The sequence below is a fragment of the Halomonas sp. KO116 genome, assembly GCF_000734975.2.
GTDB classification, from domain to species: domain Bacteria; phylum Pseudomonadota; class Gammaproteobacteria; order Pseudomonadales; family Halomonadaceae; genus Vreelandella; species Vreelandella glaciei.
Genome location: NZ_CP011052.1, coordinates 1,007,514 through 1,021,802 on the forward strand (window position 1 = coordinate 1,007,514; position 14,289 = coordinate 1,021,802).

Genomic DNA, 14,289 nt, shown 5'->3' on the forward strand with positions numbered 1-14,289 from the left:
TTTTCAGCGAGCAGCAAGCCGTTGAGCGAATGGCAAGCGTGGTAAATGGGTAGTAGTCTCATGTCTGATTGAGTTTTTGCTCGACTGGGCATAACATCTTTGCGTCTTGAGTTCTGTTAAGCCACTCCTCAGGCGAGAACCATCCCTAGGCGAACCAATCAAGGAGCAATGATGAAAGATCCAGTACGTATTGCGATTACCGGCGGCGCCGGTCAGATCAGCTATTCTCTTATTTTCCGCATCGCCGCTGGCGACATGTTGGGGCCGGATCAGCCTGTCATTCTCCAGCTTCTGGAAATTCCCCAGGCAATGGACGCTCTGAACGGCGTGGTAATGGAAGTCAATGACTGTGCCTTCCCGCTAGTACAAGACATCGTTGCTACCGACGATCCGAATGTCGCGTTCAAAGACGCCGACTTCGCCCTGCTGGTTGGCGCACGTCCGCGTGGTCCGGGCATGGAGCGTAAAGACCTGCTGGAAGCCAACGCCGCGATCTTCTCCGTACAAGGTAAAGCGCTGAACGACCACGCTAGCCGTGACGTGAAAGTGCTGGTTGTGGGTAACCCGGCTAACACCAACGCGCTGATCGCTTCCTGCAACGCGCCGGATCTGGACGCTGGTCAGTTCACCGCCATGACGCGCCTGGACCACAACCGCGCCCTAACCCAGCTGGCACAGAAAACCGGCAAGCACGTCACTGACGTTGAAAACATGATCATCTGGGGCAACCATAGTGCCACCCAGTATCCGGATCTGGCCCAGTGCAAAGTCGACGGCAAAGCAGCGTTCGATCTGGTTGAGCGTGACTGGTACGAAAACGATTTCATCCCCACCGTGCAGCAGCGCGGCGCGGCGATCATCAAAGCACGTGGCGCTTCCTCTGCCGCTTCTGCTGCCTCTTCCGCCATCGACCATATGCACGACTGGGCGCTGGGCTCCAAAGGTATCGTCAGCATGGCGATTCCCTCTGACGGCAGCTACGGCATCGACGAAGGCATCATCTACTCCTACCCAGTGCGTTGCCAGGGTGGCAAGTATGAAATTGTTCAAGGCTTCGAAATTGACGAGTTCAGCCAAGAGAAGATGAAAGCCACCGAGAAAGAACTGCGCGAAGAGCGTGCAGCCGTCGAGCACCTGCTCGGCTAAACGCACCCGCTGACGCTGTAATATAAGCGGCAATCAACGCAACCCGCCCCTGCAAGCATAGCTTGCAGGGGCGGGTTGTTGGGCGGAAGAAAAGCAGCCGACAAAAAATGGCGCTCAAGTCTTACAACAAAGTAAATTATCAGGTCAGAGCAACCTTTGGCGGGGACACTACAAACCCGGTTATGGTCGCTATATTCGCCATCGGATCGCCATATGGATGCGGAATAGCATGGAGCCTTTTTCGGCCATGGCGAATGACCCCTGCTACGGGTTGGTTCTGCGCTAGTCCAAGATTGTTTCTAGTGCTTCAATCAAGCTATCCATCTCATCATCGGTGCCGATGGTGATGCGTAGGAAGTTGTTGAGGTCTGATGTATTAAAATGGCGCACCAGGATACCCCGCTCACGTAGGTCCATAAATAGCTGAGCACCTGCATAATCAGGGTGTTGGGCAAGCACGAAGTTAGCCTTCGAGGGCAATACCTCAAAGCCTAGCGCTTCAAGACGCTGATGGGTACGCTCACGCGTGGTAATGACATGCTCGCGGCAGGCTTCGAAATGCTCGACATCTTTCAGAGCGGCGATGCCTACTAAGCTTGCTAAGCTATCCACTGGGTAAGAGTTGAAAGAGTCTTTTACCCGCAGTAAGCCATCAATCAATTCCTCAGAGCCCACCGCATAACCCAGCCGCAAGCCTGCCAAACTGCGGGACTTAGAAAACGTACCGGTGACAAGCAGGTTAGGGTAGCGATCAATCAGCGTTACAGCACTCTCTGCACCGAAATCGACATACGCCTCGTCCACCAGCACTACGCGATCTGTGACGCGCTTAAGCAGTGCCTCTATCGTCGCGAGCGAGTGAGCGTGTCCGGTAGGGGCGTTTGGATTAGCGAAAATAACGCCGCTGCGGTTAGTCGCCGCCGCAAGCGCATCAATATCGACTTCCCACTGCTTATTGAGCGGATGCTTACGCAGCTCAACGCCATAAAGATTGGCGTAAACAGGGTAAAAGCTATAGGTAATGGCAGGCAAGTCAAGCGGCGCCTGATGGCAAAAGAAGGCCTGAAATGCGAACGCCAACACTTCATCGGAACCGTTTCCGACAAACACTTGGCTGCTGGCTACCTTAAATGTCTCCGCCAGCGCTTCACGCAGTGCTTTAGAGGTAGGGTCAGGGTAGAGGCGCAGATGGTCTGTTGCATAATCGCGCAGTGCCTTACCGACGCCTGGAGCAGGTGGGTAAGGGTTTTCATTGGTATTGAGTTTAACAAGCTTCTCGCGTGGCTGCTCACCGGGCACGTAAGGCGTAAGTTCGCGAACGGCCGGACTCCAGTATTGGCTCATGAGGGTAACCTGATTATCCTAGCAAGGTATGCCATGGTCGCTTGAAGGCCAACTCAGCGCAAGCATTCGCATCGCGCTAGGGGTGTGCGTTGCACCTTGAAGCGGTTATGCTGTCACAAGTGCGCGTAAATGAATGTGATGTCCAACACGAGATGAAGGAGACACTCTATGCAACTTAAGAGTTTGCTAGCCGGTTCGGCTATGTTGGCACTATTAGCTGGCTGTGCAAGCGGTCCGATGGAACAGCAGCAAGAGGAAGCAGCGACCGCACAGGCTAATTACCAGGGCTCGCTACCTTGCCGCAACTGCGATGGTATCGATCTGGATGTCACGATGATGGGTGAAGAGATGAGCGCGATGGAAGAGCGCACTTTCACACTTAACGCTACCTACCGGAACCATCCCCAAACCCCTCCCGATGAAAATTATGCGGGTAACTGGGAAGTGCTGACCGGAACGCCGTCTGACCCAGACGCCACCGTTTACGAACTGACGCCAGATGGCGATGGCCAAATCTATTACTTCATGCGTATTGATGAGAGCACGCTGGAATTGATTGACCCAGAACGTCGTCGTTTTGAAAACGGTGAAATGCTGCAGCTAAAGCGCCAATAACGCGCTAGTCAGCAGTATCAAAGGCGGCCACTGGCCGCCTTTTGTGTTTGTCGAGGCAAGGCCTGACGCGAGTGGCAATGGTCAGTGGCTTTTAATGCAGGTGGCAACGTAGTGAATGTTGTCAAATAGCGACAGCAACAGTAGGAGTGTAATGGCAGTGGCCAAAGCTAAAAGCGCCTTTGTATGCACTGAGTGCGGCGCTGAATATCGCAAATGGCAAGGGCAGTGTAGTAGTTGCCAAGAGTGGAACACTCTAAGCGAGGTGCGTTTAGAGAGTGCGCGCCCTGGTGGCGGAGCAGCCTCTGGGCGCTCAGGCTACACAGGTGATCTCTCGCGAGAAGTGATTGATCTTGGCAATGTTGATCTCAGCGAGGTTCCTCGCATGAGTTCCACGTTCGCTGAGTTTGACCGCGTGTTAGGCGGCGGGCTGGTACCCGGCTCGGCGGTTCTGTTGGGCGGGAATCCTGGTGCAGGTAAATCAACGCTGCTACTACAAACGGCCTGTAAGCTAGCCCAGCAGCGCCGTATTCTCTATGTGACGGGGGAGGAGTCGCTCTCTCAGGTAGCCATGCGTGCCCACCGCCTGCAACTGCCCACCAACGGTTTGAAAATGCTGGCCGAGACCAGTGTGGAAACTATTCTGGCGGTATCTGAGCGTGAAAAGCCGGAAATCCTAGTGATCGACTCGATCCAAACCATGCATCTGGAAGACATTAGCTCAGCGCCTGGTGGCGTTGCTCAGGTGCGCGAGTCAGCCGCCGCGTTAACGCGCTTTGCCAAGAAGACCAATACCGTTCTGCTATTAGTGGGGCACGTGACCAAAGACGGTTCGCTGGCGGGTCCTAAAGTCCTTGAGCATATGATTGATGCGTCGCTGTTATTAGAAGGCGGCGCAGACTCACGCTTTCGCACCCTGCGGGGTCAGAAAAACCGCTTTGGTGCCGTTAACGAGCTAGGCGTCTTCGCGATGCTTGAGCAGGGTCTTAAAGAAGTCAAAAACCCCAGCGCGATTTTTCTCTCCCGCCAAGAAGTGCAAGCGCCCGGTAGCCTGGTGATGGTGGTTTGGGAAGGTACGCGGCCAATTCTGGTCGAGGTGCAGGCACTGGTAGATGAGTCTGCGCTTGGCAATCCCCGCCGGGTAGCTGTTGGCGTTGATCAAAATCGCCTGGCCATGCTGTTGGCAGTGCTCAACCGCCACGGTGGCCTGTTTACCGGTGACCAAGACGTATTTCTGAACGTTGTCGGTGGTGTCAAAGTGCTTGAAACCAGCGCCGATTTGGCAGTGCTGCTGGCAGTCGTATCTAGCCTGCAAAACCGCGCGTTGCCCAAAGAGTTAGTGGTATTCGGTGAAGTTGGGCTTTCTGGCGAAATACGCCCAGTGCCTAGTGGCCAAGAGCGTATTGCCGAGGCGGCCAAACACGGTTTTCTGCGTGCCATCGTGCCGCGGGCCAATGCACCCAAGCAGGCGCCAAAAGGCATGGAAGTGATCGCCGTGGATAAGCTCAGCGATGCGCTGGAAGCACTGTAGCATGTGCCATACTGCGTTAAACTGATGATATCCCCTAAGTGCCAAGGAGAGCCACGATGAGTTCGATTCGCTTGACCCAATATAGCCACGGCGCCGGCTGCGGCTGCAAAATTGCCCCGGACGTGCTGGATGGGATTCTAGCCAAAGCGGGGCCAACTGCGGGCCATAAGCAGCTTATTGTCGGCAATCAAGGACGCGAAGATGCTGCCGTGTATGATCTGGGCGATGGCCGCGGCATGATCGCCACCACGGATTTCTTCATGCCGATTGTTGATGATCCCTTTGATTTTGGGCGTATCGCGGCGACCAATGCGATCAGCGATGTTTACGCCATGGGCGGCACGCCGGTAATGGCGTTAGGCATTCTAGGCTGGCCGTTGGATAAGCTTAGCGCTGAAGTGGCTGGTGATGTGATGGCCGGCGCGCAGGCGGTGTGCCGGGAATTAGGTGTTGCCCTGGCCGGTGGCCACTCTATTGATGCCCCAGAGCCCATTTTCGGGTTGGCCGTTAACGGCTTGGTCGATCTAGACAAGCTCAAGCTTAATAGCACCGCCAAACCTGGTGATCTGCTGTTCTTAACCAAGCCGCTGGGTATCGGTATGTTAACCACCGCCGAAAAGCGTGGCTTGCTGGAAATGGGCCACCATGGCCTTGCCCGCGAAACCATGCTCAAGCCTAATAGCATTGGCATAAAGCTTGCCGATGTGAAAGGGGTGAACGCCATGACTGATGTGACCGGTTTTGGCTTGGCCGGCCACCTTGCCGAAATGTGCCAGGCCAGTAATGTGATGGCCCAGATTGATTTCCGTAAGCTGCCGCGCTTAGCCGAGGCAGAGTCCTACCGTCGCCAAGGCGCAGTGCCTGGCGGCACATTGCGCAATCGTGATGCGCTGGGGGAGAGTTTGCCCGCCATGGATGAAGCCCACTGGCAGTGGCTGTGTGATCCACAAACCTCTGGCGGACTGCTCATTAGTGTCGATCCTGCCTGGGAAGATGACGTTGAGCGCATTGGCCGCGAATTCGGCCTGTCGTTACACTCATTCGGGGTAATGAAAGCGCGCCAAGGTAAAGCCTCTATTGAGGTGGTCGGGTGACGTTAGCCACCCGACCAGCGGTATTAAGCTTAATCAAAGAAGAGCAGTCGCTAATCGATGTGCGCGCCCCGGTCGAGTTTGCCCAGGGCGCACTGCCTGGCGCCGTCAATCTTCCGTTAATGATTGACGCTGAGCGTCATCAGGTAGGTATCGCCTATAAACAGCGGGGCCAAACCGCGGCGATTGCGTTAGGCGAACGCTTAGTCAGCGGTGAGGTCAAGCAAGCTCGAATTGCAGCGTGGCAGGCGTATTTAGCCGAGCGTCCAGATGCATTGATTTACTGCTTTCGCGGTGGGCTGCGCTCACAAATTGCTCAGCAGTGGTTAGAAGATGCCGGCATCTCAAGACCACGCTTGGAGGGTGGTTGGAAAGCCATGCGCCAAGCGCTATGTGAGCGTATTGAGACGGCCGCGCTGCAGCCGATACTGGTGGTCGCAGGGCTGACTGGGTGTGCAAAAACGACGTTGATTAATCAGCTCGATAACGGCGTTGATCTCGAAGCCTTCGCGCACCATAAAGGCTCTGCTTTCGGGCGCAGGCCGGAAGAGCCTGCCACACAAATCAATTTTGAGCATGCGCTGGCCAAACGATTAATCAGCTTAACTGAAAGTCTGGTTATCGAAGATGAGTCCCGCCAGATTGGCAGTGCCAATATTCCCTTGAGCTTCTGGCGAGCATTGCAGCAAGCGCCCCGTGTGCGTATCGAAATGCCGCTGGATTGGCGCCTTGCTCAAATTCAGCAGGATTACATTATCGATTTAGAGCAGGCCTATGCCGCTCGCTATGGCGCCTATCAGGGCTGGCAGTTGATGCAGGCGCAGTTAAGTAATGCGCTGATCCGTCTGGGCAAGCGTTTGGGTAATGCACGGCTGCAGCGTTTGCAGCGGCTTCAGGCACTGGCGTTTAACGAGCATGCCCACGGTAATCCTCAGGCCCATGAAGCGTGGCTCGCGCCACTGCTTACCGAGTACTACGACCCGCTTTACCGCTATCATTTAGACAAGCAGCGCGAGAGCACACCACCAGAAATCCATGTCGGTGATTGGGAGAGCTGCCTGGCGGTTGCCAGGCAGTGGAACCGATAATGGCTGCACGGGGTGCTGTTAGTTCGTTTTTAACCACTGGGTCATCACGCGGTCAAGCAGCGGTGCTAGATGAATAAAGCGATTGGCATCCTCAAGGATTTGCGCATCGTCCTGAACATAGCGGGCGGCGGTAGGTGAGGCGCTGGGCCGCTCGGCCTCGCTCAACAGGTGGTTAACGCTGGCAGGCGTGGCTTCCAAATGGCATAGCAGGCTGATGACGCGGCCGCTATCCCAGGTAAACCCCTGCAGCGGTGCGGCTTCACTGCCCCCCAGGGCAAAGGCATCATCGGGCAAGCTGAAGACATAACGATGCCACATAAAGGCGCAAAACGACTCGGGCAAATCCAGTGAGCTTTCCGGTGCCAGGGTGACCGTATGCCACCCGGTTTCAGCGTAAGTGCCGGGAGCTACCACTGCGCCGAGCGCTTGTGCTATCCAGTGAGCGCCAATGCCAATCCCCAATAACGGTTTTTGACCATCCAAGTAGCGGTTGATCAGTTTATCTTCTGCTTTAAACCACGCTGGTGATTGGCTGAGTAGCGTTTCAGGCCCATCAAGTACAATCAGTGCATCAGATTCGTTTGGGCGGGGCGTTAACTCGCCAGCATAGAGATGAAAAACGGTGTAACTATGACCCATACTGGTAAGCCAGTCAGTTAAACGGGCGGGGCCATGGTCAGGGCCGTGCTGTAGCAGATGAATATGCATGGTAATCTCCTCGCCGGCCGTACAATCATCAAAGCGTTAGGGGATCGCCCCAAGCGTAGAGAGACGATAACGTACCCGCCACATTTCACCAATATCCCACGTAAAGCGATCCAGGAAATCAGTATGGTGCCGAAACCTCAGGGCTTTTATTTACGGCTGCAAGAACTCCCACTACCGGCCCAGCAAGCCTTTATGGCGGCGCTGTGTGAGCGTTTGCTGCCTAACTATGTGCTGTATGAGCAAACCACAGGCCATGGCGATAGCCATACGCTGCGTACCGTGCTGAGTTTGGTGTGGGAACGGCTTAATGTGCCCAATGCCAGTATCGACTTTGCTCGCCAAGCGGAGAAGCTCGCCGAATGTGAGCCTTCCGAAGAGGATGACAGCTTTGGCGCTCGACGTGCACTGGATGCAGTGGTATCGGTCTCGGCGCTGCTGGACACCCTACAAGGCGACTCCCCAGAGGCCGTGCTGGATGTTAGCCGCACATCCCGAGCGGGCGTGCGTGCCTTTATAGAGCTCACTGAAGGTGAGGTTGACGCACAAAAACTGGCGCTGATTATTCGCGACCATCCGCTGATGGCCGACGAGAACGACTTCCAGGATGCCGTATTGGAAATGGTCAGCGAACCGCTGGATAAAGCGGCACTAAAAGAGGTGCGTGAATTAGGGCGCAACGGTGGGGTCAGTAATCTTGGCTTATCGCTTGAAGATACCGGGGCTTAAAGCCCCGGCAGGCTTACGTTTTAAAGGCTATGTTCTCAAAGATATGCTCTTAAAAACTAAAGCCGCATTTCGATACCGCGTTCGGCCATGTAGCGCTTTGCTTCAGGGATGGTGTATTCGCCAAAGTGGAAAATACTGGCGGCCAGCACCGCGTCGGCACCGCCTTTCAGTACGCCATCCACCAGGTGATCCAGGTTGCCTACACCGCCAGAGGCAATCACTGGCACGCTCACCGCTTCAGAAATCGCGTGGGTCACGCCCAGGTCAAAGCCAATCTTGGTGCCGTCGCGATCCATGCTGGTGAGCAGTAGTTCGCCCGCTCCGAACTCCACCATCTTCTTCGCCCACTCAACGGCGTCAAGGCCTGTGGGGCGGCGGCCACCGTGGGTGAATATCTCCCAGCGGGGTGTTTCGCCCTCTTTCGAGACGCGCTTGGCATCGATCGCCACCACAATGCACTGGCTACCGAAACGCTCGGCAGCTTCGCGCACAAACTCAGGGTTGGTGACCGCGGCGGTGTTGATCGAGACTTTGTCCGCCCCGGCGTTCAGCATGGTGCGAATATCGTCACAGCTACGAATCCCGCCGCCCACAGTCAGCGGAATAAACACTTCGCCAGCAATGCGTTCAACCATTTCCACCGTTGTGTCGCGGTCTTCGTGGCTGGCGGTAATGTCGAGAAAGGTGATCTCGTCGGCGCCCTGCTGGTTATAACGCTGGGCAATTTCCACCGGATCACCGGCATCGCGGATACCTACGAAATTGACGCCTTTGACTACGCGCCCGGCATCGACGTCCAGGCAGGGAATAATGCGTTTGGTGAGGCTCATGAACCGCCTCCCGTTAGCTGGTCGCTCAATCGCTGTGCTTCGGCGACATCCAGGCTGCCTTCGTAAATTGCCCGGCCGGTAATCGCACCCAAAATGCCGCTATCGGCAACTTCGCAGAGTGCTTTGATGTCGTCCAGGTTGGTCACACCGCCGGAAGCAATCACCGGTAAGCCGCCTTCACGGGCAAGCGCAGCGGTGGCTTCGACGTTGACGCCTTGCATCATGCCGTCGCGAGCAATGTCGGTGTAGACGATGCTGGAGACACCATCGTTAGCGAAGCGCTTGGCCAGCTCAGTCGCCTTGATCGTTGATACTTCAGCCCAGCCGTCGGTGGCGACATAGCCATCTTTGGCATCAAGCCCAACAATCACATGGCCTGGAAAGGCGCGACACATTTCGCCAACGAAGTCGGGCTCTTTTACTGCCTTGGTACCGATGATCACGTAGGAGACACCGGCACTTAAATAGTGCTCGATGGTTTCCGCACTGCGAATGCCACCACCAATTTGAATCGGCAGGTTCGGGTAGGCACGGGCGATAGCGGTAACTGCGTCACCGTTCACCGGCTTACCTTCAAAAGCACCGTTCAAATCGACTAAATGAAGGCGGCGGGCACCAGCCTCTACCCAGCGTGCGGCCATGGCTACTGGGTCATCACCGTAGGAGGTCGCATCTTCCATGCGACCCTGCTTCAACCGGACACACTGGCCGTCTTTGAGATCAATAGCGGGAATTACCAACATACAAAATCCTCTCAGGGCGTCCAGGTGACAAAGTTTTCAAGCAGGCGAAGGCCCGCGCGAGAACTTTTTTCCGGGTGAAACTGCACCGCGAAGGTCGAATCTCGACCAATCGCGACATGGGCGTTTACCTTGCCGTATTGGGTCGTACCAAACACCTGGGCATCGTCATCCGCATTTACGTAGTAGCTGTGCACGAAGTAGAAGTGCTCACGGTTATCAATACCTGCCCACAGAGGGTGGTCGTGATGCTGCTCGACAACATTCCAGCCCATGTGCGGTACTTTCAAACGCTGCTCGTGGGCGTCGCGCATATCACCAGGGAAACGGTCCACGCTGCCTTTAAAAAAGCCCAGGCACTCAACGCCGCCATTCTCTTCACTGCGCTCCAGCAACATCTGCTGACCCACGCAGATACCCAGCAGCGGTTTGGCCTGACGGGTGAGAATATCCTCCACCAGCCCGCGTAACTCGGTGCGCTCAAGCTCGCCAACGCAGTCACGAATAGCTCCCTGGCCAGGTAGCACCAAGCGCGTCGCGCCAAGAATACGTCGCGGGTCGCGGGTGATGACTACATTCTCATGCGTCACATGCTCCAGCGCCTTGGCCACGGAATGCAGGTTGCCCATTCCATAGTCGATCACAGCAATGGTCATGAAGCGCTCCTTGTGGAGGTAGAGGGATAGTAGCTAGCGGCATCGCTTGTCACATAGCTCGTCACATAGCGCAGCATTACAAGCTCCCTTTGGTGGAGGGCATTTGGCCTGCCATGCGGGGGTCTTCCGCCACGGCCATACGTAGCGCTCGGCCGAAGGCTTTAAAAATCGTTTCTGCCTGGTGGTGAGCATTAAAGCCTTTGAGGTTGTCGATATGCAGCGACACGCGAGCGTGATTGACGAAGCCTTGGAAAAACTCCCAGAACAGCTGGGTGTCCAAGCTACCGATGGTATCTCGGGTGAACTCAACATTCATGTAAAGCCCCGGCCGGCCGGAAAAGTCGATCACCACCCGAGAGAGTGCTTCATCAAGGGGTACATAGGCGTGACCATAGCGGTAAATGCCGCGCTTATCGCCAATGGCTTCAAAAAAAGCCTGGCCTAGCGTAATACCCAGGTCTTCTACGGTATGGTGGTCGTCAATATGCAGGTCGCCAGTGGCATTGATGTCGAGATCGATCATCCCATGGCGGGCAACTTGATCAAGCATATGATCCAAAAACGGAACGCCGGTTTGGCAGCTAAGACGGCCTTCGCCGTCGAGATTGACGCTGACGTTGATCTGGGTTTCGTTGGTGTCACGGCTAACCGTGGCAATACGCGCTGACATGTTGCATCTCCTGCGCTAAGGCGCACTCTGAGGGATTACCCTGAGGAACGATCCTGTGAAATGGCCGGTGGCTTTGTATCAACTTACCACTGTGGATCAGGGCATAACCTGTGGCGAAGCAACCATTATAGTGAATTGGCGCCCTCATCCGCTACAATGCGCGAAATGTAGCTGCAATCAATTGCAGCAGAAATAGCAGCCAGGCTGCTTTGGCGAAGAGGATTTCACCATGCCGGTGACACTGCACCACGTCGACCAGGCCCGTTGGGAAGCCGATGAGCAAGTGCGCCTTGACCTAATGCGCATTTATGAGGATGCGCCCCAAGAGCGCATGCCCACCCCAACGGTTGAGCCATTTATTGAACAACATTTTAAAGGTCAGCATTTTTTTGCCTGTGCCCATTTCAATGATCGGCTGCTGGGGGCTGTCGCCGTGCAAGAAGGCGAAGACCGGGCGTGGTGGTTGTCTGAGCTCTGTGTGCGTAAAACTACGCGCCGCCGTGGCGTCGGTTCGCGCTTAATGGCGCTGCTTGGCGAGCAAGCCAAACAGGAAGGCCGTGTATTGCGGATAGAAACTTCCACCTTACCATTGGCTGACCGCGTGCTGCTTTCCAAATTAGGCTACCGGCCTATGACCAATCCAGAAACGCCAGTGCCGGGAATGCCCGCCACCAGCGATTTTGTTGAGTTAGACCCACAAGGGAAAGGGTAAATGAAACAGCTATTACGTATTTTGCTGGCAGCGGTCGGTATTATTGCCATCGTTGCGGTCGCCGCCGTGGTGTATGTCACCACTTTCCTGGACCCCGAAGATTTCAAACCTCGTTTAACGGCTGTCGTGGAAGAGCAAACCGGGCTCAATCTTGCGCTGGAAGGTCCCATTACGTGGTCATTCTATCCTCGTATCGGTGTGAGTGTAGAACAGGCCCGTGCCTGGCTGCCCGAGCAAGCTGAAGAAAGTGCCGCCTTCGCCGCCATTGATCGTGCCGAAGTCAGCGTAGCATTCGGTCCGCTACTGCGTGGAGAAATTGCTGTAGACGGCCTCACGCTGGACGGTATGCGCCTTAATTTAGAGCGCGACGCTCAAGGCGAAGGCAACTGGGAACCCTTGCTGGAGCGACTCTCCGAGCATAACGACGGCACCGCTGAAACGGTGTTGGCGCCCGCCAGTGCAGGGCCTAATGCTGATGCGGGAAGTCTGGCAGTGGTGTTGAGCATCGCCAGCGTCGAAGTGAAGAATGCCGATATTCGTTTCCGCGATGCACAAACCGAAGCGCTGTGGCGAATGCAGCAACTCAATATTTCAGGCAGTAACGTCAACCCGGTGCGCGCCTTCCCGCTCAAGGCAATGTTTACGCTGACCAAGCATAACCGGCTGGATGCCGAAGTGCTGGAGCGCACCCCTGACCTGAGCAGCGAGATCAATCTCGAAACCCGCGTGCGGCTTGGCTTGGCAGACGAGCTTTTCGTGCTGGAAAATATGGCGCTAACCACGCGAACGACGCAAGGTGCAGGGAGCGAACCACAACAGCTCAGCTTAAAAGCGGCTGAATTGGTCGCCCGCATGGGGGAGCAACAGCTTTCGATCACAGAAGGGGTGCTTGAAGCAGGCCTGCGCAACGCGGATAACTGGCAAGGTAGCCTGGCGCTGGCACTTGCCTTTGGTCTGGAGAGTGATTGGCAAGCACAAACGGCGCAGTTAAAAAACCTGCAGCTCACCGGGCCGGATGGCCTAAAAGTTAGTGGCCACCTCAATGTTGAGCAACTGCGCGATGCCCCACGCTATCGCGGTCAGTTAACCGCGGCCCCGTTTACGCTGCGCCCCTGGCTGACTCGTGCTGGCATTACGCTCACCACAGCGGGCGAGGCCGCACTTAGCGATGTGGCCATGACCAGCCCTATTGAAGGGGATGCTGAGCAACTCTCTTTGTCTAGCCTCTCGTTGGTGGTCGATGAAAGCACCTTTACTGGCGAGCTGACCGCCGCGTTGGATGGCTCGCGCCTAGCGTTTGATTTAGCCGGTGATCAATTGGATCTGGATCGCTATCTACCCGGTGCCGCTACCGCCGAGCAGGCTAGCCGTAGCCTGCTGCGTAAAGCCTTTGCTCAGGTTTCCAGCACATTAGTGCCGCAATCGCTTCTTACTCGGCTGTCACTTGAGGGTGATTTAAGCGTCGATAACCTCATCTTGGCAGGATTAACGTTCAATAACCCTAGCTTACAACTGCGTGGTGACGACGGTATTCACCGGCTAACGGCATTTGAGTCGGGCTTCTACGAAGGCGAGCTCAGCGCTACCGGTCAAGTCGATGCCACGGGCTCTATTCTGGAATGGGCGCTTTCGCCAACCATTAACAGCGTTCAGGTGGCACCGTTGATTGAAGCCATCAGCGAAGGAGAGGAGCCGTCACCACTGCGCGGTCGCTTTAATTTATCTGGCGGCCTTACGAGTCAAGGCAATAGCCGCGAAGCGCTCATCAGCAACCTTAATGGGGACCTGACGGCTCGTCTGAACGATGGGGCTATTTTAAATACCAACATTTCCCAGCAAATGTGTGAACTGGTAGCCCAGTTAGGAGGCGAGGGCACGCTGCGCGAATGGCACACCGATACCCGCTTTGAGCGTTTCGATGCCACCTTCCAAATCAGCAATGGTTTAGTCGAGAGCGACGATCTACTGATCACTCTGCCCGGCATTGATGTTCAGGGGGAGGGCGAACTCAATCTTACCAGTATGAATTTTAACACCCAGGCGAATGCCCGCTTAGTAGACACCGCCGACGCGGCTTGTGAGGTGAATCCCCGCTTGGAGCAACTGCCGCTGCCCGTTCGTTGTGAAGGACATTTAGGCGGTGAGCGCACTGAGTGGTGCCGCTTTGACCGTGAAACATTCCAGGCGGCGGTAGTCGACCTGCTGCGCAACGAAGCTGGCGAGCGCGTCAATGAAGAGCTGGAGGAGCGTTTAGGCGATACATTGGACCAGTTGGATGAGCGTTTAGGCGAAGGCGCTGGGAAGGAGCTGCGTGACGGGCTGCGCGGCCTGTTTAACTGAGCATTCTCACCCCAAGCAAACTGAACCGATAAGTGCTGCGCCGGCCTAACCGCCGGCGCTTTTTTATTAGCCCCTTTGATCCCCCTTTCTGTTTA

At 55.7% G+C, this 14,289-nt stretch carries 14 protein-coding genes; 8 read left to right on the plus strand and 6 right to left on the minus strand.

The features are described from left to right. Positions 1 to 171: 171 nt before the first annotated feature. On the plus strand, positions 172 to 1,146 hold the full coding sequence (locus KO116_RS04700) for a malate dehydrogenase (protein ID WP_022519687.1): 975 nt from the start codon (positions 172 to 174) through the stop codon (positions 1,144 to 1,146). Positions 1,147 to 1,428: 282 nt separating this feature from the next. Here the strand turns inward: KO116_RS04700 and hisC are convergent, their stop codons facing one another. After that, positions 1,429 to 2,490: a histidinol-phosphate transaminase gene (gene hisC, locus KO116_RS04705; protein WP_082072549.1), complete on the minus strand. Its 1,062-nt coding sequence runs from the start codon at positions 2,488 to 2,490 to the stop codon at positions 1,429 to 1,431. Between the two features lie 168 nt (positions 2,491 to 2,658). On the opposite strand from hisC, the gene KO116_RS04710 reads away from it, so the two are divergent. From KO116_RS04710 to mnmH, 4 genes are all read left to right on the plus strand, one after another. Beyond that, positions 2,659 to 3,105 carry a copper resistance protein NlpE N-terminal domain-containing protein gene (locus KO116_RS04710; RefSeq protein ID WP_008957637.1) on the plus strand — a complete coding sequence of 149 codons (447 nt, stop codon included), beginning with the start codon at positions 2,659 to 2,661 and terminating at the stop codon, positions 3,103 to 3,105. Between the two features lie 157 nt (positions 3,106 to 3,262). Beyond that, positions 3,263 to 4,633 (plus strand): DNA repair protein RadA, encoded by a 1,371-nt coding sequence (radA, locus tag KO116_RS04715; protein WP_008957636.1) that lies wholly within the window; start codon positions 3,263 to 3,265, stop codon positions 4,631 to 4,633. Positions 4,634 to 4,689: 56 nt separating this feature from the next. Next, complete coding sequence (gene selD, locus KO116_RS04720) at positions 4,690 to 5,727, plus strand: selenide, water dikinase SelD (RefSeq protein WP_035555808.1); 1,038 nt, start codon at positions 4,690 to 4,692, stop codon at positions 5,725 to 5,727. Continuing rightward, positions 5,724 to 6,812 carry a tRNA 2-selenouridine(34) synthase MnmH gene (gene mnmH / locus KO116_RS04725; RefSeq protein ID WP_035555806.1) on the plus strand — a complete coding sequence of 363 codons (1,089 nt, stop codon included), beginning with the start codon at positions 5,724 to 5,726 and terminating at the stop codon, positions 6,810 to 6,812. Before selD ends, mnmH begins: the two co-directional genes overlap by 4 nt. 18 nt (positions 6,813 to 6,830) lie before the next feature. Here the strand turns inward: mnmH and KO116_RS04730 are convergent, their stop codons facing one another. Continuing rightward, positions 6,831 to 7,520, minus strand: coding sequence for a type 1 glutamine amidotransferase (locus tag KO116_RS04730; protein WP_035555804.1), 690 nt, complete (start codon positions 7,518 to 7,520; stop codon positions 6,831 to 6,833). A 123-nt stretch (positions 7,521 to 7,643) separates the two neighbouring features. Here KO116_RS04730 and KO116_RS04735 point away from each other — a divergent pair, with 123 nt between their 5' ends. Then, positions 7,644 to 8,246, plus strand: a complete 603-nt coding sequence (locus KO116_RS04735) for a YjaG family protein (protein WP_035555802.1) — start codon at positions 7,644 to 7,646, stop codon at positions 8,244 to 8,246. A 56-nt stretch (positions 8,247 to 8,302) separates the two neighbouring features. Here KO116_RS04735 and hisF read toward each other — a convergent pair whose 3' ends face one another. From hisF to hisB, 4 genes are all read right to left on the minus strand, one after another. Then, positions 8,303 to 9,076: an imidazole glycerol phosphate synthase subunit HisF gene (hisF, locus tag KO116_RS04740; RefSeq protein ID WP_008957631.1), complete on the minus strand. Its 774-nt coding sequence runs from the start codon at positions 9,074 to 9,076 to the stop codon at positions 8,303 to 8,305. Next, positions 9,073 to 9,819: a 1-(5-phosphoribosyl)-5-[(5-phosphoribosylamino)methylideneamino]imidazole-4-carboxamide isomerase gene (gene hisA, locus KO116_RS04745; RefSeq protein ID WP_035555800.1), complete on the minus strand. Its 747-nt coding sequence runs from the start codon at positions 9,817 to 9,819 to the stop codon at positions 9,073 to 9,075. The genes hisF and hisA overlap by 4 nt, the downstream gene beginning before the upstream one ends. Before the next feature lie 11 nt (positions 9,820 to 9,830). Further along, positions 9,831 to 10,472: an imidazole glycerol phosphate synthase subunit HisH gene (gene hisH / locus KO116_RS04750; RefSeq protein ID WP_035555799.1), complete on the minus strand. Its 642-nt coding sequence runs from the start codon at positions 10,470 to 10,472 to the stop codon at positions 9,831 to 9,833. 76 nt (positions 10,473 to 10,548) lie between these two features. Further along, complete coding sequence (gene hisB, locus KO116_RS04755) at positions 10,549 to 11,142, minus strand: imidazoleglycerol-phosphate dehydratase HisB (protein WP_035555798.1); 594 nt, start codon at positions 11,140 to 11,142, stop codon at positions 10,549 to 10,551. A 229-nt stretch (positions 11,143 to 11,371) separates the two neighbouring features. On the opposite strand from hisB, the gene KO116_RS04760 reads away from it, so the two are divergent. Continuing rightward, positions 11,372 to 11,854, plus strand: a complete 483-nt coding sequence (locus tag KO116_RS04760; RefSeq protein WP_008957627.1) for a GNAT family N-acetyltransferase — start codon at positions 11,372 to 11,374, stop codon at positions 11,852 to 11,854. Further along, the gene (locus KO116_RS04765) at positions 11,855 to 14,194 is read left to right on the plus strand and encodes an AsmA family protein (RefSeq protein ID WP_035555797.1); all 2,340 of its coding nucleotides are present in this window, start codon (positions 11,855 to 11,857) and stop codon (positions 14,192 to 14,194) included. Positions 14,195 to 14,289 lie beyond the last annotated feature (95 nt).